Raw genomic sequence first — 19,681 nt, forward strand, 5'->3', positions numbered from 1 at the left:
CCCCAACTAGCGCCGCCTAGCGCGAATCCTTGTTCAACCAACGCCGCCCCTCGATCGACCCCGCCTTGCGTGTCTTTTCGACGCGGCGTTGGCGCGACACCTTCGGATCCACCAGCAACGGCCGGTAAATCTCGACGCGATCATGGTCGGCCAGCACCGTATCGAGCGGCTTGAGCTTGCCGAACACGCCCACCTTCTGCGTGTTCAGATCGATCGACGGAAAGCGCTGCAGAATCCCGCTTGCGCCGATCGCCTGTTGCAGCGTCGCGCCCGCGGGCAACTCGACCGCAATCAGCGCCTGCTCGGCAGCGAGCGCATAGCAGACCTCGACCGTTAGCCGCGCGCTCATGACTGACCATAGCGCTGGTTGGCGCGCTTCACGAAAGATTCGACGAAGGTATTGGCGATGTGATTGAACACCGGCCCGATGATCTTCTCGAGCAGGATGCTGGTGAACTCGTAGTGCAGCGCGAATTCGATCTTGCACGCATCGGCGCGCAGCGGCGTGAAGCGCCAGAAACCGGTGAACTTGCGAAACGGACCGTCGGCGAATTCCATGTCGATGCGCGTGGGGCGCTCCATCGAGTTGCGCGTGGCGAAATGCTGCTTGATGCCCTTGAAGTTGATATCGATCCTCGCCTCCATGCTGGTGTCGTCCCGGTGACGAATTTCGATGCCCCCGCACCATGGCAGGAACTTGGGGTAATCGTCGACGTCGGTGACGAGGTCGAACATCTGCTCCGCCGAGTGGCGAATCAAAACGGTTTTCTGGACATCTGCCATAAATTGAACAGCGCGTGGCAACGGTGGACGAGCGCCGCGGGCTTTCCTTGCCCCGCTTTGCTAAAATCGTGATTTTAAACGAGTTGGGCACTTTCCATTCATGAGCATCATAGACAACAGAAAAGCCTTCTACGACTACTCGGTCGAGGAACGCTATGAGGCAGGCCTCGTGCTCGAAGGATGGGAGGTCAAGGCGTTGCGCGCCGGGCGCGGCCAGATCAAGGAAGGCTACGTGGTGATCCGCAACGGCGAGCTGTTCCTGATCGGCACGCACATCAGCCCGCTGCCCGAAGCGTCGACGCACATCCATCCCGACCCGGTGCGCACGCGCAAGTTGCTGCTGCATAGCGAGGAGATCAGCAAGCTGATCGGCAAGGTCGAGCAGCGCGGCTACACGCTCGTGCCGCTGAATTTTCACTACAAGAACGGTCGCGTCAAATGCGAGATCGGTCTCGCGAAGGGCAAGAAGATGCACGACAAGCGCGAGACCGAGAAGAAGCGCGACTGGGAGCGCGAGAAGGCGCGCTTGATGCGCTCGCCGACCTGAACGCGATTCGTTTCCGGCTCATGCAAAAATGGCCCGCGCATCGATGTGCGGGCCATTTGCTTTTACGTCACGCGCTCATTGCGCATGCATTGCCCGTTCGTCAGCGCAAGTCGCCGCGCGGCGGCTCCGCTGCCGCCTTGCTCTTGTTCACGATGGTCAGCGCCGACGCGATCATCGAACTCATGTTCGACATGTCGCCCGGCACGATCAGTGTCGTGCCCTGCCTGGCGAGGTTCGAGAACGCGTTCACGTACTGTTCGGCCACCTTCAGATTCACCGCGTCCATGCCGCCGTTCAGCTGGATCGCCGCCGCGATCTTCTGGATCGCCTGCGCGTTCGCCTCGGCCACCGCCAGAATCGCCGCGGCCTGCCCCTGCGCCTGATTGATCGCTGCCTGACGCTCGCCTTCGGACTTCTGGATCGCCGCCTCGCGGCCGCCCGACGCGATATTGATCTGCTCCTGCTTGCGCCCTTCCGATGCCGCGATCAGCGCGCGTTTCTCGCGCTCGGCGGTGATCTGCGCCTGCATCGCGTGAAGGATTTCCTTGGGCGGCGTCAGGTCCTTGATCTCGTAGCGCAGCACTTTTACGCCCCAGTTCGCGGCCGCCTCGTCCAGCGCGGACACGATGCTGCGATTGATGAAATCGCGCTCCTCGAAGGTCCGGTCCAGCTCCAGCTTGCCGATGACCGAGCGCAGCGTGGTCTGCGACAACTGCGTGATCGCGAACACGAAGTTGCTCGATCCGTACGATGCCTTCATCGGATCGGTGACCTGGAAATACAGCACACCGTCGACCTGCAGTTGCGTGTTGTCGCGCGTAATACAGACCTGGCTCGGCACTTCGAGAGGAATTTCCTTCAGCACGTGCTTGTACGCGACCCGGTCGACGAACGGGAACGCGAAGCTCAGACCCGGCGTCAGCGTCGCGTGATAACGGCCGAGGCGCTCGAGCACCCACGCATGCTGCTGCGGCACGATCTTGATGGTCTGCGACGCGAGCATGATCACGACGATCAGCAGCACTGCCCCGACGATGGTTGAATCCATATCGCTACCCTCCGATTCTGCTTCGAATAGTTGTGCGCAGGTTGGTCGGGCCTGCGTTTTCAGCTTGGGCGGCCGGCGCTCGGATCGTCAGGTCGCGCTCGCGCGCGCCTTCGGCTGCCGGCTCGCGACGACGACGAGGCAACTGCCCCGCAACTCCCTGATCTCGTAGACCTGCGCGTCTTCGGGTTCGCCCGCGGCCAGCTCGATGTCCCATGCCGCGCCACGATAGGTCGCGCGTGCTTTGCGCCCCTGCCAGGCCGGCACGTTCAGCGTCTGCCCGATATCCAGATTGACATCCGGATTGCGCGACGCCTGCTCGCGCCTACGACGGCCGAAGCGCGAACGTCTGAGCACCACGACCGCCGCGAGCGCAACCAGCGCCGCCACTACGAATTGCAGATCGGTCCCGGCGCCGGCAATGCGCGCAAGCGCGGCCGCGACGAAGCCGAACGCGATCATCAACAGATAGAAGGTGCCGCTCATCAGTTCCAGCACGACAAGCACACCCGCCCCGATCCACCAGAACAGTCCACCAGGCGCCACGTCGACCTCCACAAAGCAAAACACCCCGGTTCTACCGGGGTGTTTATAGCACGAAGCGGACGTGCCTTTAACGCGTGCCGAATGCCGCCTGCGAAAGCGGCATTCGCTACCTCGCGAGTTACTGCTTCGCCTTTGCCAGCTGCTGCCACGTATCGATGATCGTGTCGGGGTTGAGCGAGATCGACTTGATGCCTTCGTCAGTCAGCCATTGCGCGAAGTCCGGATGATCCGACGGCCCCTGGCCGCAGATACCGACGTACTTGTCGAGACGCAGACAGGTTTCGATCGCGCGCTTGAGCAGGAACTTGACCGCTGGATCACGCTCGTCGAAATCGACCGCGAGCAGTTCCATGCCCGAGTCGCGGTCGAGGCCGAGCGTGAGCTGCGTCAGGTCGTTCGAGCCGATCGAGAATCCGTCGAAGTACTGCAGGAACTCTTCCGCGAGGATCGCGTTCGTCGGCACTTCGCACATCATGATCAGACGCAGGCCCTTCTCGCCGCGCTTCAGGCCGAACTTCGCGAGCAGCCCGACCACGCGCTCCGCCTGCTTCAACGTACGCACGAACGGCACCATGATCTCGACGTTGTCGAGGCCCATCTCTTCACGCACCTTCTTCAGCGCGACGCATTCCATCTGGAACGCCTCGGCGAAGTCTTCCGCGATATAGCGCGACGCGCCGCGGAAACCCAGCATCGGGTTTTCCTCGTCCGGCTCATAGCGCGAGCCGCCGATCAGCTTCTTGTACTCGTTCGACTTGAAGTCCGACAGACGCACGATGACGGGCTTCGGATAGAACGCCGCCGCGATCGTTGCGATACCTTCGGTCAGCTTGTCGACGTAGAACGCGCGCGGCGAGGCGTGACCGCGCGCGACGCTTTCGACCGCCTTCTTCAGGTCCTGATCGACGTTCGGGTACTCGAGGATCGCCTTCGGGTGCACGCCGATGTTGTTGTTGATGATGAACTCGAGCCGCGCGAGACCCACACCTGCGTTCGGCAGTTGCGAGAAGTCGAATGCGAGCTGCGGATTGCCGACGTTCATCATGATCTTCACCGGAATCGGCGGCAGTTCGCCGCGCTGCACTTCGGTGACTTCGGTTTCGAGCAGGCCGTCGTAGATCTTGCCTTCGTCGCCTTCAGCGCACGACACGGTGACGAGTGCGCCGTCCTTCAGCACGTCGGTCGCGTCGCCGCAGCCGACCACGGCCGGCACGCCCAGCTCACGCGCGATGATCGCCGCATGGCAGGTGCGGCCGCCACGGTTCGTGACGATTGCCGACGCACGCTTCATGACCGGCTCCCAGTTCGGATCGGTCATGTCGGCGACGAGCACGTCACCCGGCTGCACGCGGTCCATCTCCGACGGGTCGTGGACCACGCGCACCGGACCCGCGCCGATCTTCTGACCGATCGCGCGGCCCGTTGCCAGCACGTTCGACTGGCCCTTCAGCTTGAAGCGCTGCTCGGCCTTGCCGCCGCCCTGGCTCTTCACCGTTTCCGGACGCGCCTGCAGGATGAAAATCTTGCCGTCGCGGCCGTCCTTGCCCCACTCGATGTCCATCGGACGCTGGTAGTGCTTCTCGATGATCACCGCGTACTTCGCGAGCTCGATCACGTCTTCGTCGGTGATCGAGAAGCGGTTGCGCTGTTCGTGCGCGACGTCGACGGTCTTCACGCGGCCCGGCTCGCCCGGCTTCGTGAACTCCATCTTGATCAGCTTCGAGCCGATCGAGCGGCGAATGATTGGGTACTTGCCCTGCGCGAGCGTGGTCTTGAAGACGTAGAACTCGTCCGGATTCACCGCGCCCTGCACGACGGTTTCGCCGAGGCCATAGCTCGACGTGATGAAGACGGCGTCCTTGAAGCCCGATTCGGTGTCCAGCGTGAACATCACGCCCGCGGCGCCGACGTCCGAACGCACCATGCGCTGCACGCCCGCCGACAACGCGACTTCAGCATGCGTGAAGCCCTTGTGGACGCGATAAGAGATGGCGCGGTCGTTATACAGCGACGCGAACACGTGCTTCATGCGATCGAGCACGTCGTCGACGCCGACCACGTTCAGGTAGCTTTCCTGCTGACCGGCGAACGATGCGTCCGGCAGGTCTTCCGCGGTCGCGGATGAACGCACGGCAAACGACAGCTCCTCGGGCGAGCTCTGTTGCAGCGTGTCGAACCCCGCGCGAATGTCAGCCTCGAGCTGCGGCTGCAGCGGCGCGTCGACGATCCATTGACGGATCTCCTTGCCCGCTTCGGCGAGCGCCTTCACGTCGTCGACGTCGAGCGTCTCGAGACGTTTGGCGATGCGCTCGGTCAGATCGTTGTGCTGCAGGAAGTCACGGAACGCGAGCGCGGTGGTCGCGAAGCCGGTCGGCACGCGCACGCCGGCTTCGGCGAGCTGGCTGATCATCTCGCCCAGCGACGCGTTCTTGCCGCCGACGATCTCCACGTCGGTCATCCGCAACTGCTCGAACGGAACTACATACGCCTTGTCCTTTGCGACGGTAACTGCGTTAGTCATACAAGCCCCTAAGTGTGAAAGAAATTCACGACTGTGCAAGTGGGCTTGAACACGGGCAGCGCATTGGAAGCCTCGACCCCGTGTCTTGCACAACCTGTTAGATAAGCAATCGCCTGGACGGCGGAGATGCGTTGCATGGCGCGCCGGCCGTGGCGCACGAGGCGGAGCACCGAAGAACGCGGTTGAGCGGACTTACCGCTCGATCTGTTGCGTTCAACGCATATTGACATTAGATAACGTGACGTTGAACGACCGTTCGCGGCAAGTTAGCGGCCAATCGCCTGCAATTGCTTATCCAACAGGTTGCCGCTATTCTACCGTGCCGACTCCTGAAATGTGGCAGTCGGTCGAGAATTGCGCCTCGAATCGCGCGCCGACCGAGCCAGCGGGCTTTTGCGGGACCGCCCGCGCGGGACACGAGTGTGGCGCGCCCGCCGCCGCGCGGTTTGATTCGAGCGCGTTGTCGCGCTCGCGCTTTCCGGCTCATTTGCCTTTCACGTTCACAACTCCTCTGATGCCGCCCACCGTATTCATCGTCTCAGACGGTACCGGGATTACTGCCGAAACCTTCGCGCATTCGATCCTCTCCCAGTTCGACCAGAAATTCCGCCTGGTCCGCGTGCCATTCGTCGACTCGACCGAGAAGGCCTACGCAACGCTCGAAAAGATCAACGAAGCGGTCGTGCAGGACGGCCGTCGCCCGATCGTGTTCACCACGCTGGTCGATAGCTCGTCGAATCAGATCGTGAAGGGTTCGAACGCGCTCGTGCTCGACATGTTCCAGACCTTCGTCGAGCCGCTCGAGCAGGAACTGGAACTGAAGTCGAGCCACGCGATGGGGCGCGGCCACCAGAACGCGGACACCGAGGAGTACAAGAACCGGATCGAGGCGATCAATTTCTCGCTCGCGCACGACGACGGTCAATCGAATCGCAATCTCGCAGACGCCGACGTGATCCTCGTCGGCGTGTCGCGCAGCGGCAAGACGCCGACGAGCCTTTACCTGGCGATGCAGTACGGCGTGAAAGCGGCGAACTATCCGCTGATTCCCGAAGATTTCGAACGCGGCAAGCTGCCGACGCCGCTACGCGAGCATCGACAGAAGATGTTCGGCTTGTCGATCGATCCGCAGCGGCTGTCGGAGATCCGTAACGAGCGGCGGCCAGGCAGCAAGTATGCGGCGCCGGAAAACTGCCGCTATGAGATCAACGAAGCCGAAACGATGATGCGGCGCGAGGGGATCAAGTGGCTGTCGTCGACGCACAAGTCGATCGAGGAGATCGCGACGACGATCCTGCAGGAGATCAAGCTGGATCGGCCGTCGTATTGAGGGATGGCCGAGCAGGCGTTGCGTTGCCGGGCCAGAGCCCTCGCAACGCCACTTACTAAGTCTATTTTTTGCGCCCGCGCTGCTGCCGGCACTGCTCGAACACGCAGACCGCCGCCGCGGCCGCCACGTTCAGCGACTCCATACCGCCGGGCTGCGGAATCGTCACCCGCAACGACACGGCATCGCGCCACGCCTGCGACACGCCCGCCCCTTCGTTGCCGAACACCCACGCGAGCGGCCTGCTCAGGTCGCTGTCATAGATCGCTTCGGCACCGTGCGAATCGGTGATGACGATCGGTACCGCGAGCCGTTCGATCAGCGCACGCGCTTCGACATCCTCATGAATCTGCAACAGGAAGTGCGCGCCCATTCCGGAACGCAGCACCTTCGACGACCACGCGTATGCGGTACCCGGCGCGCAGAACACGTGCCCGATACCCGCAGCCGCTGCGCTGCGCAGAATCGAGCCGACGTTGCCCGCGTCCTGCACGCCGTCGAGCACGAGACAGTTTTGCTCGACGCGCTCGGGCAGCGGTGCGTCGAGCTTCTCGACGAGCAGCAGAATCCCGACCCCATGCACGACATTCGACAACTGTCCGAACAACGCATCCGGCAGCGTCACGAGCCGATGCTCGTCGATCCGTGACACGATCGCCTGCGCTTCGTCGTGACCCAACGCGCCGTCGGTGACGACGCATAGCTCCGGCTGACCTGCGACGTCGAGATACGTGCTCGCGAGATGGAAGCCCTCGAGCAGCGCGTGGCCGCTGCGGCGCTGTTGATGCGTCGAGCCGGCCAGTGCCTTCAGGCGCTTGTAGAGCGGATTGTCCCGCGAGGTGATGGCTTTCACAGGCAGCGAAGGCGGTGAGAAGGGAAAAGGAATCAGCGGCAATCAACGGCACGCAAGCGCGGAGCGCGCTCGAGCCGCGCTGATGGGGTCGGTCACGCGAAGCCGGCTTCGCCGAACGCATCGTCGTCGAGCAGCAGCGCGTCGGCCACGATGACGGCGTCCGCCGACGGCAACGGCACGCCAGTGCCGAACCTCAAATGCGCTTCGCGCACCGGCGCGAACGATCGCCGATGATGCTCGCACGGCCCATGCTCGCGCAGCGCCGCGAGATGCTGCGGCGTGCCATAACCGGCATGCGCGTCGAAGCCGTACATCGGATACGCCTGGTGCAGTTCGACCAGCATGCGGTCGCGCGTGACCTTCGCGAGAATCGACGCCGCCGAGATGCTCTTCACGAGCGCGTCGCCGCCAATCACCGCCTCGCTACGGATGCTGAGCGTCGGGCAACGGTTGCCGTCGATCTTCACGAGCGTCGGCACGACCGACAGGCCCTCGACCGCGCGCTTCATCGCGAGCATGGTGGCGTGCAGGATGTTCAGCGAATCGATTTCCTCGACTGTCGCCGACGCGACGCAGTACGCGAGCGCACGCTCGACGATCTTGTCGTACAGCGCTTCACGCTTGAGTGCGCTCAGCACCTTCGAATCGTCGAGGCCACGGATCATCGGTTTGGCGGGATCGAAAATCACCGCCGCCGCGACGACCGGACCGGCCAGCGGTCCGCGCCCTGCCTCGTCGACGCCGCAGACGATGTCGTCGGCGCTCTCGAAGTTCAGGCCGGCTTGCGCCACTACCCGAACGGTGGCCGCGATCTTCCGGCGAGGCGCGCCCGCGGCGGTCATGGCCGCCCCGCCCGCTGCTCGACGACGCTCGCCACGACTTCGGCCGCGCGCTGCGCGGTGTTCTGCTTCAGCACGTGATGCATCTCCGTGAAGATTTCCTTCAGCGTGCGCCGGTTCGCCTCGTCGCGCAACTGTTTCAGCGTCGCCTCGGCGAGCGCCTGCGGCGTCGCGAAGTGCTGCAGGATCTCCGGCACCACGAAACGCCCGGCCAGGATGTTCGGCAGGCCGACGTACGGCAGATAGCCCTGGCGGCGCATGATCTGCCCGGTCAGCCAGGGCACCTTGTACGAAATCACCATCGGCTTTTTCAGCAGCGCGGCTTCGAGCGTGACGGTGCCGCTCTTCACGAGAATCGCGTCGGCGGCGGTCATCGCGAGTTGCGACTGGCCTTCGGTGATGGTCAGCGCGAGGCCCGGATGCGCATCGACGAGCGGCTGCAGCAACGCGCGCAACGCGGGCGTCGCCGCCGGCATCACGAAGCGCACGCTGGGCTCCTGGTGCTGCATCATCTCCATCGCCGCGAAGAACGTCGGGCCGATCAGGTCGATCTCGGAGCGCCGGCTACCCGGCAGCACCGCGATCACCGGCCCGCTTTCCGCGAGACCGAGTGCGCGGCGCGCACCGAGGGTGTCGGGTTCGAGCGGGATCTGATCGGCCAGCGGATGCCCGACGTACGACGCCGCGACACCCGCCTTTTCGAGCAGCGCGGTTTCGAACGGGAACACGCACAGCATGTGATCGACGGCCTTGGCGATCTTCTTGATGCGCCCGCCACGCCACGCCCAGATGGACGGGCAGACGAAGTGCACGGTCGGAATGCCGGCGTCGCGCAGTGCGTGCTCGAGCCCGAAATTGAAGTCGGGCGCGTCGACGCCGACGAACACGGACGGCGGTTCGGCGAGCAGCTGACGCTTGAGCTCGTTGCGGATACCGAGGATTTCAGGAATATGCCGCAGTGCTTCGACATAGCCGCGCACCGTCAGCCTTTCCATCGGCCAGTGGGCGTCGAAGCCCGCGGCGATCATGCGCGGACCGCCGATGCCGTAGTACTGCGTGGCGGCCGGCAACCGGCTGGCGAGGCCGTCGAGCAGCGACGCGGCGAGCAGGTCGCCGGACGGCTCGCCGGCCACCATCGCGACGCGCAGCGGACTGGGTTGCAACGTCATCGGTTAGCGGATGATGCCGCGCTGCGACGCTTCGACGAACGCGAGCAGCGTCTGCACCGGGGCGTCGCCGTCACCGCCGGCCGAACCGAGTTCCTTCAGTTGCACCTTCGCTTCTTCGAGCGACAGGCCGTTCTTGTACAGCACGCGATACGCGGTGCGCAGCACCGAGATCGCGTCGGCCGAGAAGCCGCGGCGACGCAGCCCTTCGACGTTGATGCCGTGCGGCTCGGCCTTGTTGCCCGCGGCGATCACATACGGCGGCACGTCCTGCACGAGCGCCGAGGCGCCGCCGAGCATCGAATGCGCACCGATGCGCACGAACTGATGCACGCCCGACATGCCGCCGATGATCGCGTAGTCGCCGATCGTCACGTGACCGGCCATCTGCGCGTTGCTCGACAGGATCACGTTGTTGCCGACGTGGCAGTCGTGACCGATGTGCACGTAGGCCATGATCCAGTTGTCGTCGCCGAGCGTGGTGACGCCCGCGTCCTGCACCGTGCCGGTGTGGATCGTCGTGAACTCGCGGATCATGTTGCGGTTGCCGATCACGAGCCTGGTCGGCTCGTCCTGGTACTTCATGTCCTGCGGACGTCCGCCGACCGATGCGTAATGGCCGATGCGGTTGTCTTCGCCGAGCGTGGTATAGCCTTCGATCACGCTGTGCGAGCCGACCGTGCTGCGCGCACCGATCGTCACGTGTGCGCCGATCACCGCATAGGGCCCGACTTCGACGGATTCGTCCAGCTGCGCGCCCGCTTCGATGATCGCGGTGGGATGGATCCTGCTCATGCGTCCTCGCTTCTGATTCTGTTGCGTTGTGTGGATGGCCTTGCCGTCAGGGCCGCCGCGCGCGTGCCTTGCCGCGCCGCGACCTGCCCCGACGCGGGCTTTACGCGTCTTTGTCCGTGTGGCGCACCGCGCACATCAGATCGGCTTCCGCCGCGACGACGCCATCCACTTCGGCGCGCGCCTTGAACTTCCAGATGCCGCGCATGTGACGCTCGAACGTGCAGTTCAGGATCAGCTGATCGCCCGGTTCCACCACGCGCTTGAAGCGCGCGTTGTCGATGCCGACGAACAGGTACAGCGTGTTCGACGGATCGCTCGGCTCTTCCGAGAACGTCAGCAGCGCCGCGGTCTGCGCGAGGGCTTCGAGGATCAGCACGCCTGGCATCACCGGCCGCGTCGGGAAATGTCCCTGGAAATACGGCTCATTGATCGACACGTTCTTCAACGCTTTGATGCTCTTGTGCGGTTCGAGTTCGAGCACCCGGTCGACCAGCAGGATCGGATAACGATGCGGCAGCAGCGTGAGAATCTTATGAATGTCGAGATTGATTTTTTCGGTGCTCATGGTGTTTCTGCTCACGCATTGACTGCGCGATGATGACTGCGGATGCTGGTGCAGGTGGGTTGAAAACGCGCACGACCGGCGCCTCTGATGACCGGTGGTCGTGCCACCCGGTCACGGCCACCGGCTTTGCTTCACGATGCTCGACCAGTATTTTACGCGGTGCCGATGGGTCGCCGGGATAACTGTCAGATCTTGTTGCCTGCGGGTTGACCTGCGGCGCCGTCAGTGGCATTGCCGGCTTTGTCGACGGTGGCGTTCTCCAGCGCTTTGATGCGATCGCGAAGCTTGTCGATATTGCGCAGCAGCGCGGCGCTTTTGTTCCAGTCCGCGTGGTTCACGGCCGGGAACGCGCTCGTGTACATGCCGGGCTTCAGCAGCGACTTCGACACGCCCGACTTTGCGGTGACGATCACGTAATCGGCGAGCGTCACGTGTCCGGCAATGCCGACCGCGCCGCCGATCATGCAATGACGGCCGATGGTCGTGCTGCCCGCGATGCCCGCGCAGCCCGCGATCACCGTGTAGGCGCCGACCTTGCAGTTGTGGCCGATCTGCACGAGGTTGTCGATCTTCACGCACTCCTCGATGATCGTGTCGGCCATCGCGCCGCGGTCGATCGTGGTGTTCGCGCCGATTTCGACGTCGTTCGCGATCGACACGCCGCCGACCTGCGGAATCTTGACCCAACTGCCGGTGCGTGCGTCGCCCTCGCCGACGAAGTCGGGCGCGAAGCCGAAGCCGTCCGAGCCGATCACCGCGCCCGCGTGGACGATCACGCGCTCGCCGAGCTTGCAGCCGTGGTACACGGTCACGTTCGGATACAGATGTGAGTTCGCCCCGACGCGGGTGCCGCGGCCGATTACGACGTTGGCGTCGAGCCGCGCGTGCTCGCCGATCACTGCGCCCGCTTCCACGGTGACACGCGGACCGATCACCGCGCTCGCGGCGACCTGGGCGGAAGGATCGATGGTTGCGCTCGGATGCACGCCGGGGACCGCCCTCGGCGCGGCCAGGTCGATGAAGGTTTGCGCGATGCGCGCAAAGTAAGCGTAGGGATTCGGCGTGACGATGAAGTTTCGAGCTTCGCGCGAGGCGAGCTTCGCAAGGTCGCCGGCATTGATCAGCACTGCGCCGGCGCAGGTCGTTTCGACCTGCGACAGATACTTCGGATTGGCGAGGAACGCCAACTGGTCCGGGCCGGCCTGGTCGAGCGGCGCAAGACTGCTCACGCGCTGCGCCCCGTTACCGACTACTTCACCGCCGAACCGCTGGACGATGTCCTCGAGCGTAAATGCCATGCCTATCCTGTCTCCAATGTCGACCAGAGTTGGCGCTTTAGCGCTTACTCTGGTCCCATTCAAATCATTGCGAGGGCACGCGCCGAGGCGTGCGGGGCGACCGTGCGCCGCCCTCAGTCGCCCTCATTGCCCTTAGTTGCCCTCAGTTGCCCGATGCCGCAAGTGCCTTCAGCACCTGGTCGGTGATATCGATGCGCGGGCTCACGTACACCGCTTCCTGGACGATCAGATCGTAGTGCTGCGTTTCGGCGATCTGCTTGATGACCTTGTTCGCGCGATCGAGCACCGCCGCGAGTTCCTCGTTGCGGCGCTGGTTCAGGTCTTCGCGGAACTCACGCTGCTTGCGTTGGAAGTCCGAGTCGAGCTGCGACAGGTCGCGCTGCTTTTGCGCGCGATCGGTCGCCGACATTGTCGCGCCATTCTTGTCGAGTGCATCGGACATCGACTTGAGCTTTTGCGCCATGTCGGCGAGATCCTTGTCCCGCTTCGCGAATTCGGCCTCGAGCTTCAGCTGCGCGGCTTTCGCCGCCGCCGATTCGCGCAAGATGCGGTCGGAATTCACCGCGGCGATCCTCGCCTCCTGCGCGTGCGCCATGCCGACCCCGAGGGTCATTGCCAGCGCCAATGCGCACGCTACACGTTTCGAAAACATACCGGTTAGCAAAGTCATCCTCTCGATACTGTAGTTTGGCCGGGTCCGCCGCCGCAGCCGGCCGCCGGCAACGCCGGCCGCCGGGAACACCCGCCGCCCGATCAGAACGCCGTCCCGATCTGGAACTGGAACTTCTGGTACTGGTCGCCAGTGTGCTTCGTGAGCGGGAAGCCAAGGCTCAACTTGAGCGGGCCGATCGGCGAGATCCACGCGAGACCCACACCGTAGCCGTAACGCAGGCCATTTGCGCCGATGCTGTTACCTTCCGTTCCCCATACGTTACCGGCGTCGAGGAACGTGAACACACGCAGCGTGCGATCGTAGCCCGTGCCCGGCAGCGGGAACGTGAGCTCGATATTGCCGACGAGCAGCTTCGAGCCGCCGATCGGGTCGTTGGTCTTCGCGTCTCGCGGACCGAGCGAGCTCGGCTCGTAGCCGCGCACCGAACCGATACCGCCGGCGAAGTAGTTCTTGAAGATCGGATAAGGCTTGCCGCCGAGGCCGTTACCGTAGCCGCCCTGGAAGTTGAAGCCCAGCACGAAGCCACGCGCGAACGAGTAATAGTACTGCGCGTTGATGTCGGCCTTGTAGTACTGCGTGCCCCCGATCGGCGTGCCGTACTCGGCGTTCACCTGCGTGAAGTAGCCGCGGCTCGGCACCAGCGCGCTGTCACGCGCGTCGCGCGACCAACCGACCGTCAGCGGTACGTTGTTCGACACGCGGCCGAACTGGTTCACGTAGTCGATATAGCTTTGCGGCGTATTCGAGTCGATGTCGAGCTGGTTCTGCTCGAAGCCGACGCCGAAAAACACCGTGTCGACTTCGGAGAACGGAATGCCGAACTTCAGGTCACCGCCGATCGTGACGATCTTGAAGCTCGAATCGGTCGAATAGTACAGCGGCTGGTACGTGCGGTAGTAGACGTCGGTGATCCGCTTGATGCCGTCCACCGTGAAGTACGGGTCGACCTGCGTGACCGTCAGCGTACGGTACGTCTTCGCGGTATTGATGTTCACCGAGAGGCTCGTGCCGGAGCCGAACACGTTGTCCTGCGAGATACCCGCCGACAGCACCACCTTGTCCGTCGATGAGAAGCCCGCGCCAAGCGTGATCGCGCCGGTCGGTTTTTCGGCGACCTTCACGTCGATGTCGACCTGGTCGGGCGTGCCTTCGACCGGCACCGTGGTCACGTCGACGTCGGTGAAGTAGCCGAGACGGTTGATACGGTCCTTCGACAGCGCGAGGCGGTTCGAATCGAACCACGAGCTTTCGAGCTGGCGCATTTCGCGGCGCACCACTTCGTCGCGCGTGCGCGTGTTGCCGACCACGTTGATGCGGCGCACGTACACGCGACGGCTCGGGTCGACCTGAAGCGTCAGGTCGACGGTGTGGTTGTTCTGGTCGATCTGCGGCTGTGCATTGACGGTCGCGAACGCGTAGCCGTACTCGCCGAGCTTGTCGACGATCGCCTTCGTGGTGGCCTGCAGCTTTTCGGCCGAGAAGCGGTCGCCCGGCTTGATCTTGATCAGCTTCTTCAGTTCCGCTTCGCGGTCGAGCAGATTGCCGGCGAGGCGGATGTTCGAAATCGTGTACGGCTGACCTTCATGCAGCGTGACCGTCAGGTACATGTCCTTCTTGTCAGGCGAAATCGACACCTGGGTCGATTCGATGCTGAACTCGAGATAGCCGCGGTTCAGGTAGTACGAGCGGACGTTCTCGAGGTCGCCGGTGAGCTTGTCTTTCGCGTACAGGTCGTTCTTCGTGTACCACGAGAACCAGTTCGGCGTGGACAGCTGCATTTCGTCGCGCAACGTGCCGGTGCTGAATGTCTTGTTGCCGATGAAGTTGATCTGACGGATCTTCGCGCTCGGACCTTCGGCCACCGAGAACAGGATGCCGACGCGGTTGCGGTCGATCGGCGTGATCGTCGTGGTGACTTCAGCCGCGTAAAAACCGCGCGTCAGATACTGGCGCTTCAGTTCCTGCTCGGCCTTGTCGACGAGGGCCTTGTCGTAGTAGCGGCCTTGCGACAGCCCGACCGCGCGCAGCGCCTTGATCAGATTGTCCTTGTCGAACTCGTGGATACCGGCGAAGTCGATCGTGCCGATGGCCGGGCGCTCTTGCACCTGCACGATCACCACGTTGCCTTCGGTCGCGATCTTGACGTCGTTGAAGAAGCCCGTCGCGTACAGCGCGCGAATCGCTTCGGACGCCTTGTCGTCGGAAAAGGTATCGCCTTGCTTGATGGGCAGGTACGCGAACACCGTGCCCGGTTCGACGCGTTGCAATCCCTCAATGCGAATGTCTTGCACCACGAAGGGCGTCGTTGCGTGAGCAACCAGCCCATGCGCGGCGAACGCCGCGGCTACAACCGTCTTTGGACCAAAGCGATGAGGTTTGAACAACGTGCTTCCCCAGTATGTATAGCTGCATCAGGCCTGGCGGCCGCCCTCGTGAACGCCGCCGGACACTTTAAAAATGGATTAAACGAGCCAGATCGTTGAACAGCGCAATCGCCGACAACGCGACGATGCAGGCAAGCCCCGCCCTCTGAAAAACGAGTTGCCAGCGATCGGAGACAACTTTACCGGTCACAGCTTCAACCAAATAATATAACAGATGACCCCCATCCAATACCGGAATTGGTAGCAGGTTCAGCACGCCGAGGCTAATGCTGACAAGGGCCAGGAACGACAGAAACGCGGCAGGACCCAGACGTGCGCTCTTTCCCGCGTAGTCGGCGATCGTCACCGGACCGGACAGATTCTTCAGCGACGCCTCGCCGACGATCATCCGGCCGAACATCCTGACCGAGTACACCGCGAGATCCCAGGTACGGCGCGCGCCGAGGTGGAGGCTCTCGAGCGGCCCGTAGCGCACGTCGATCGACGGCACCTGGGTCGCCAGCTCCGCGCCGATGCGGCCGATCTGCTGCCCGCTCGCCGCATCGCGCTGCAGCTGCGGCACGATGGTGATTTCTTCGAGCGCGCCCGCCGCATGACCGCCGCGGCCCCCGCGCTCCACCCGCAGCGTGACCGGCACGCCGGCGTGCGATTTTACAAAAGCGATGAAGGCCGAGGCATTATCGGTCGGCGTGCCGTTGATCGCGCGCAGCCGGTCGCCGGCGACGAGCCCCGCCTTTTGCGCGGCGCTGCCCGCCTGCACGCCCGCCACCGTCAGCTTGCCGCCGCCGGGCTCGAAGCCGAGGCGCGACATCAGATCGTCGTCGACGTCTTTCTCGCCGAGGCCGCGCAGGTCCATCGGAAAATCGGACGTGCCGTGCGCGTCTTTTGCACTGAGCACGACGCGCTGCTGATCGAACGCGGCGCCGAGCAGTTTCCAGCGCAGATCCGACCACGACCGCACCGGCTCGGTCTCATCGCTATGGCCGGTGCGCACACCGACGATGGTCTCGCCGCCCTCGAAGCCCGCCAGCGCGGCCGGCGTGTTCGGCGCGGGTGTCGCGATCACGGCGGCCGGTTCGGTCACGCCAGTTGCGAACACGAGCGCGAACAGCACGATCGCGAGCAGGAAATTCGCGACCGGACCGGCCGCGACGATCGCGAAGCGCCGCCACACCGACTGGCGGTTGAACGCATGCGGCAGATCCGCTTCGGGAATCGAACCGGGGCCGGTCTCGCGCTCGTCGAGCATCTTCACGTAGCCGCCGAGCGGCAGCGCGGCAATCGTCCACTCGGTGCCCGTCTTCGGACTGACCCACTGAACGAGCGGCTTGCCGAAGCCGATCGAGAAGCGCAGCACCTTCACGCCGCACAGACGCGCGACGCTGTAGTGCCCGTACTCGTGGACTACCACGAGTACGCCAATCGCAACCGCGAAAGCGAGCAGTTCGATCAGCAGATTCATAAACGCCTCACTGGACGGCGCGTTCCGTGCGACGGGCGCCGTCAGGCAGACGCGCGATGAATTCGGTAGCAGCTCGGCGCGCGGCGGCGTCCGCTTCGATGACGTCGTCGAGCGCGTGCGCGCTGCGGTTCGGCAACGCGTTCAGCACCGAGTCGACCGCCTCGGCAATCGCCATGAAGCCGATGCGGCGCGCGAGAAATGCCTCCACCGCGATCTCGTTCGCGGCGTTCAACGCCGCGCTCGCGACGCCGCCTTCCGCAAGCGCCTTCATGGCGAGCGCGAGGCACGGGAAGCGCGCGTAGTCGGGTTTTTCGAACGACAGCGACGCGATCTCCGCGAGATCGAGCTGCGCGACTCCGGAATCGACGCGATCCGGAAACGCGAGCGCGTGCGCGATCGGCGTGCGCATGTCGGGGTTGCCGAGCTGCGCGAGCACCGAACCGTCCGCGTACGACACCAGCGAATGAATCACGCTCTGCGGATGGATCAGCACCTCGATGCGCTCGCCGGGCAGGTTGAATAGCCAGTGCGCCTCGATCACTTCGAGGCCCTTGTTCATCATCGTGGCCGAGTCGACCGAGATCTTGCGGCCCATCACCCAGTTCGGATGCTTGCAGGCTTCGTCAGGCGTCACGTCGACGAGCGTGGCCGGTTCGCGCGTGCGGAACGGGCCGCCCGATGCGGTCAGGATGATCTTTGAAACGCCGCCATGCAGCGACGCTTCACGCGGCAGGCATTGGAAAATCGCGTTGTGTTCGCTGTCGACCGGCAGCAGCACCGCGCCGTGGTCGCGCACCGCGTCCATGAAGATCGCGCCGGACATCACCAGCGCTTCCTTGTTCGCGAGCAGGATACGCTTGCCGGCGCGCGCCGCGGCAAGGCTCGGCGCGAGACCGGCCGCGCCGACGATCGCCGCGACCACCGTGTCGCAGCCCTCGCTCTTCGCGACGTCGACGAGCGCCTGCGGCCCGTACGTGACCTCGGTCTTGCTGCCCGCTTCGCGCAGCTTCGCGGCGACCTTCGCGGCCGTGTCGGCGTCGCCGACCACCGCCACTTCGGGCGCGAACCGCAGGCATTGCCCGACGAGCTTGTCGCCGTTGCGATGCGCGCTCAGCGCGTAAATCGAAAACCGCTCGGGATGACGCGCGACCACGTCGAGCGTACTGTCTCCAATCGAGCCCGTAGAACCGAGCAATGTCAGACGTTTTTGCATATCTCTTTCTCTAGCCGAGCAGCAGCATGGCGAGCGGCAGCACCGGCAACAACGCGTCGATGCGATCGAGCACGCCGCCGTGCCCCGGCAACAGGCCGCTCGAGTCTTTGACGCCGGCCTGACGTTTCATCAGCGATTCGAACAGATCACCGACCACGCTGAAAACCACCAGCAGGGTCAGCGCGAGCACCGTGCGCAGCGCACCCAGTTGCGCCAGCAGCGCAGAATACAGGGTCGGCTCGAACGCGTGCAAAAAGATCGCCGCGGCCGCGACGATCATGACCAGCAGCCAGCCGCCGATCGCCCCCTCCCAGGTTTTACCCGGACTGATCGCTGGCGCCAGCTTGTGCTTGCCAAATGCCTTCCCGGAGAAGTATGCGCCGATATCGGCGAGCCATACCAATAGCAGCAGCGACAGCACGAACGGCACACCCTGCATGCGCGCGGCGACGAGAGCATGCCAGCACGCGATGAAACCGACGATTCCGGCAAGAAACAGAAACGCGCGCCACGCGCCCTGCGCGAGCACGGGCTTGCGCAGCAGCACGAATGGACCGGCGATCACCCAGAAAATCGCCGCCGCCTGGAAGAACGGCCGCGCAGGCTCGGTGCCGATGCCCACCCGCGTACTGGTGACGAGTCCGAGTGCCGCGACGAGCGCGTACAGCACCGGACCCGCGCCACCGAGCTTCAGCAGGCGCGCCCACTCCCACGCGGCGAACACGACGACGAAAGCGATCAGCGCGCCGAATGCGCCGACAGGCGCGAACAGCGTGACAGGCAGGAACACTGCCAGCAACACGATCGCCGTGATGACACGGGTTTTTAGCATGGAAGCGAATCGACGTTCTGCGATTGCGGCTCGAGCTGAGCACTGGTGCGGCCGAAGCGGCGTTCCCGCTCCGTGTACGAAGCGATGGCGTGACCGAGCGCGTCGGCGTCGAAATCCGGCCAGAACGTGTCGGTGAAATAGAACTCGGTGTAGGCAAGCTGCCACAGCAGGAAGTTGCTGACGCGGCGCTCGCCGCCGGTGCGGATGAACAGGTCCGGCTCGGGTGCGTAGGCCATCGACAGGTGCTCGGCGAACGCGTCCTCGTTGACCTCGACCGGCCTGCCCGCCGCCGCTTGCTCGACGAGCTTGCGGGTGGCCTGCATGATGTCCCAGCGCCCGCCGTAGTTCGCGGCGATGGTCAGCGTGAGACGGGTATTGCGCGCGGTCTTGGTTTCCGCGCGCTTGATCAGATCGCGGATCTTGTCGTCGAAACGCTCGAGATCGCCGACCACGCGCAAACGGATCCCGTTCGCGTGCAGCTTGCCGATCTCGCGCTCGAGCGCGGTGACGAACAGGCGCATCAGGAACGATACCTCTTCGTTCGGACGGCGCCAGTTCTCCGAGCTGAACGCGAACAGCGTCAGATATTCGACGCCCCGCCGCGCGCACGCCTCGACGGCCGCCCGCACCGCGTCGACGCCGCGCGTATGGCCCGCCACGCGGGGCAGACGCCGCTGCGTGGCCCAACGGCCGTTGCCATCCATGATGATCGCGATATGTCGCGGCACCGCGGCGACTTCAGGCACGCGCACGGTTGAGCTGGTATAGGTCATGGCCGTCGGGACAGTAATGCCAGTAAAGAAGTGGAAATCAGAAGGTGCTGAGCCGAACG

The 19,681-nt window shown here is 64.1% G+C and carries 19 protein-coding genes; 2 read left to right on the forward strand and 17 right to left on the reverse strand.

Annotated elements, in window-relative coordinates; genetic code table 11:
• Positions 1 to 16: 16 nt before the first annotated feature.
• Positions 17 to 349, reverse strand: a complete 333-nt coding sequence (locus OKW26_RS26570) for an RnfH family protein (RefSeq protein ID WP_090800565.1) — start codon at positions 347 to 349, stop codon at positions 17 to 19.
• Complete coding sequence (locus tag OKW26_RS26575) at positions 346 to 783, reverse strand: type II toxin-antitoxin system RatA family toxin (RefSeq protein WP_018417666.1); 438 nt, start codon at positions 781 to 783, stop codon at positions 346 to 348. The genes OKW26_RS26570 and OKW26_RS26575 overlap by 4 nt, the downstream gene beginning before the upstream one ends.
• Before the next feature lie 100 nt (positions 784 to 883).
• Here OKW26_RS26575 and smpB point away from each other — a divergent pair, with 100 nt between their 5' ends.
• Positions 884 to 1,330: an SsrA-binding protein SmpB gene (smpB, locus tag OKW26_RS26580; protein ID WP_013089686.1), complete on the forward strand. Its 447-nt coding sequence runs from the start codon at positions 884 to 886 to the stop codon at positions 1,328 to 1,330.
• A gap of 100 nt (positions 1,331 to 1,430) precedes the next feature.
• On the opposite strand, the gene OKW26_RS26585 is transcribed toward smpB, so the two are convergent.
• From OKW26_RS26585 to ppsA, 3 genes are all read right to left on the reverse strand, one after another.
• Entirely contained in the window at positions 1,431 to 2,378 is a 948-nt protein-coding gene (locus tag OKW26_RS26585) for an SPFH domain-containing protein (protein WP_429355709.1), read from the reverse strand.
• 87 nt (positions 2,379 to 2,465) lie between these two features.
• Entirely contained in the window at positions 2,466 to 2,921 is a 456-nt protein-coding gene (locus tag OKW26_RS26590) for an NfeD family protein (protein WP_187615354.1), read from the reverse strand.
• A 118-nt stretch (positions 2,922 to 3,039) separates the two neighbouring features.
• Positions 3,040 to 5,442 carry a phosphoenolpyruvate synthase gene (gene ppsA, locus OKW26_RS26595; protein ID WP_429355710.1) on the reverse strand — a complete coding sequence of 801 codons (2,403 nt, stop codon included), beginning with the start codon at positions 5,440 to 5,442 and terminating at the stop codon, positions 3,040 to 3,042.
• Positions 5,443 to 5,956: 514 nt separating this feature from the next.
• On the opposite strand from ppsA, the gene ppsR reads away from it, so the two are divergent.
• Positions 5,957 to 6,772, forward strand: a complete 816-nt coding sequence (gene ppsR, locus OKW26_RS26600) for a posphoenolpyruvate synthetase regulatory kinase/phosphorylase PpsR (RefSeq protein WP_090800570.1) — start codon at positions 5,957 to 5,959, stop codon at positions 6,770 to 6,772.
• A 61-nt stretch (positions 6,773 to 6,833) separates the two neighbouring features.
• Here ppsR and OKW26_RS26605 read toward each other — a convergent pair whose 3' ends face one another.
• The 12 genes from OKW26_RS26605 to uppS all read right to left on the reverse strand — a co-directional run bounded on the left by OKW26_RS26605 (position 6,834) and on the right by uppS (position 19,622).
• Positions 6,834 to 7,622 (reverse strand): TrmH family RNA methyltransferase, encoded by a 789-nt coding sequence (locus tag OKW26_RS26605; protein ID WP_429355711.1) that lies wholly within the window; start codon positions 7,620 to 7,622, stop codon positions 6,834 to 6,836.
• A gap of 92 nt (positions 7,623 to 7,714) precedes the next feature.
• Positions 7,715 to 8,464: a ribonuclease HII gene (gene rnhB / locus OKW26_RS26610; protein ID WP_090800573.1), complete on the reverse strand. Its 750-nt coding sequence runs from the start codon at positions 8,462 to 8,464 to the stop codon at positions 7,715 to 7,717.
• A complete protein-coding gene (gene lpxB / locus OKW26_RS26615; RefSeq protein WP_184056890.1) occupies positions 8,461 to 9,630 on the reverse strand; it encodes a lipid-A-disaccharide synthase in 1,170 nt (389 codons plus the stop codon). The genes rnhB and lpxB overlap by 4 nt, the downstream gene beginning before the upstream one ends.
• Before the next feature lie 3 nt (positions 9,631 to 9,633).
• Entirely contained in the window at positions 9,634 to 10,422 is a 789-nt protein-coding gene (lpxA, locus tag OKW26_RS26620; RefSeq protein WP_184056892.1) for an acyl-ACP--UDP-N-acetylglucosamine O-acyltransferase, read from the reverse strand.
• Between the two features lie 100 nt (positions 10,423 to 10,522).
• Entirely contained in the window at positions 10,523 to 10,987 is a 465-nt protein-coding gene (gene fabZ, locus OKW26_RS26625; RefSeq protein ID WP_006048683.1) for a 3-hydroxyacyl-ACP dehydratase FabZ, read from the reverse strand.
• Positions 10,988 to 11,172: 185 nt separating this feature from the next.
• Positions 11,173 to 12,285, reverse strand: coding sequence for a UDP-3-O-(3-hydroxymyristoyl)glucosamine N-acyltransferase (gene lpxD, locus OKW26_RS26630; protein ID WP_429355712.1), 1,113 nt, complete (start codon positions 12,283 to 12,285; stop codon positions 11,173 to 11,175).
• Between the two features lie 142 nt (positions 12,286 to 12,427).
• A complete protein-coding gene (locus OKW26_RS26635) occupies positions 12,428 to 12,949 on the reverse strand; it encodes an OmpH family outer membrane protein (protein ID WP_026225318.1) in 522 nt (173 codons plus the stop codon).
• An 89-nt stretch (positions 12,950 to 13,038) separates the two neighbouring features.
• On the reverse strand, positions 13,039 to 15,342 hold the full coding sequence (gene bamA / locus OKW26_RS26640; protein ID WP_429355713.1) for an outer membrane protein assembly factor BamA: 2,304 nt from the start codon (positions 15,340 to 15,342) through the stop codon (positions 13,039 to 13,041).
• A 67-nt stretch (positions 15,343 to 15,409) separates the two neighbouring features.
• Positions 15,410 to 16,804 carry an RIP metalloprotease RseP gene (gene rseP, locus OKW26_RS26645; protein ID WP_429355714.1) on the reverse strand — a complete coding sequence of 465 codons (1,395 nt, stop codon included), beginning with the start codon at positions 16,802 to 16,804 and terminating at the stop codon, positions 15,410 to 15,412.
• A gap of 7 nt (positions 16,805 to 16,811) precedes the next feature.
• Positions 16,812 to 18,017 carry a 1-deoxy-D-xylulose-5-phosphate reductoisomerase gene (locus tag OKW26_RS26650; protein WP_184056899.1) on the reverse strand — a complete coding sequence of 402 codons (1,206 nt, stop codon included), beginning with the start codon at positions 18,015 to 18,017 and terminating at the stop codon, positions 16,812 to 16,814.
• A 10-nt stretch (positions 18,018 to 18,027) separates the two neighbouring features.
• Complete coding sequence (locus tag OKW26_RS26655; protein WP_184056901.1) at positions 18,028 to 18,849, reverse strand: phosphatidate cytidylyltransferase; 822 nt, start codon at positions 18,847 to 18,849, stop codon at positions 18,028 to 18,030.
• Entirely contained in the window at positions 18,843 to 19,622 is a 780-nt protein-coding gene (uppS, locus tag OKW26_RS26660) for a polyprenyl diphosphate synthase (RefSeq protein WP_184049130.1), read from the reverse strand. Before uppS ends, OKW26_RS26655 begins: the two co-directional genes overlap by 7 nt.
• Positions 19,623 to 19,681 lie beyond the last annotated feature (59 nt).

It is taken from the genome of Paraburkholderia sp. 32 (genome assembly GCF_050435345.1).
Lineage (GTDB): Bacteria > Pseudomonadota > Gammaproteobacteria > Burkholderiales > Burkholderiaceae > Paraburkholderia > Paraburkholderia tuberum.

Excerpts from the sequence above, each read along its gene's own strand:
- ppsR (WP_090800570.1), top strand. The coding sequence starts at position 5,957 with ATGCCGCCCACCGTATTCATCGTCTCAGACGGTACCGGGATTACTGCC.
- fabZ (WP_006048683.1), bottom strand. The coding sequence starts at position 10,987 with ATGAGCACCGAAAAAATCAATCTCGACATTCATAAGATTCTCACGCTG.
- OKW26_RS26575 (WP_018417666.1), bottom strand. The coding sequence starts at position 783 with ATGGCAGATGTCCAGAAAACCGTTTTGATTCGCCACTCGGCGGAGCAG.
- uppS (WP_184049130.1), bottom strand. The coding sequence starts at position 19,622 with ATGACCTATACCAGCTCAACCGTGCGCGTGCCTGAAGTCGCCGCGGTG.
- OKW26_RS26570 (WP_090800565.1), bottom strand. The coding sequence starts at position 349 with ATGAGCGCGCGGCTAACGGTCGAGGTCTGCTATGCGCTCGCTGCCGAG.
- lpxB (WP_184056890.1), bottom strand. The coding sequence starts at position 9,630 with ATGACGTTGCAACCCAGTCCGCTGCGCGTCGCGATGGTGGCCGGCGAG.
- lpxD (WP_429355712.1), bottom strand. The coding sequence starts at position 12,285 with ATGGCATTTACGCTCGAGGACATCGTCCAGCGGTTCGGCGGTGAAGTA.
- OKW26_RS26650 (WP_184056899.1), bottom strand. The coding sequence starts at position 18,017 with ATGCAAAAACGTCTGACATTGCTCGGTTCTACGGGCTCGATTGGAGAC.
- lpxA (WP_184056892.1), bottom strand. The coding sequence starts at position 10,422 with ATGAGCAGGATCCATCCCACCGCGATCATCGAAGCGGGCGCGCAGCTG.
- smpB (WP_013089686.1), top strand. The coding sequence starts at position 884 with ATGAGCATCATAGACAACAGAAAAGCCTTCTACGACTACTCGGTCGAG.
- OKW26_RS26585 (WP_429355709.1), bottom strand. The coding sequence starts at position 2,378 with ATGGATTCAACCATCGTCGGGGCAGTGCTGCTGATCGTCGTGATCATG.
- rnhB (WP_090800573.1), bottom strand. The coding sequence starts at position 8,464 with ATGACCGCCGCGGGCGCGCCTCGCCGGAAGATCGCGGCCACCGTTCGG.
- OKW26_RS26655 (WP_184056901.1), bottom strand. The coding sequence starts at position 18,849 with ATGCTAAAAACCCGTGTCATCACGGCGATCGTGTTGCTGGCAGTGTTC.
- rseP (WP_429355714.1), bottom strand. The coding sequence starts at position 16,804 with ATGAATCTGCTGATCGAACTGCTCGCTTTCGCGGTTGCGATTGGCGTA.
- ppsA (WP_429355710.1), bottom strand. The coding sequence starts at position 5,442 with ATGACTAACGCAGTTACCGTCGCAAAGGACAAGGCGTATGTAGTTCCG.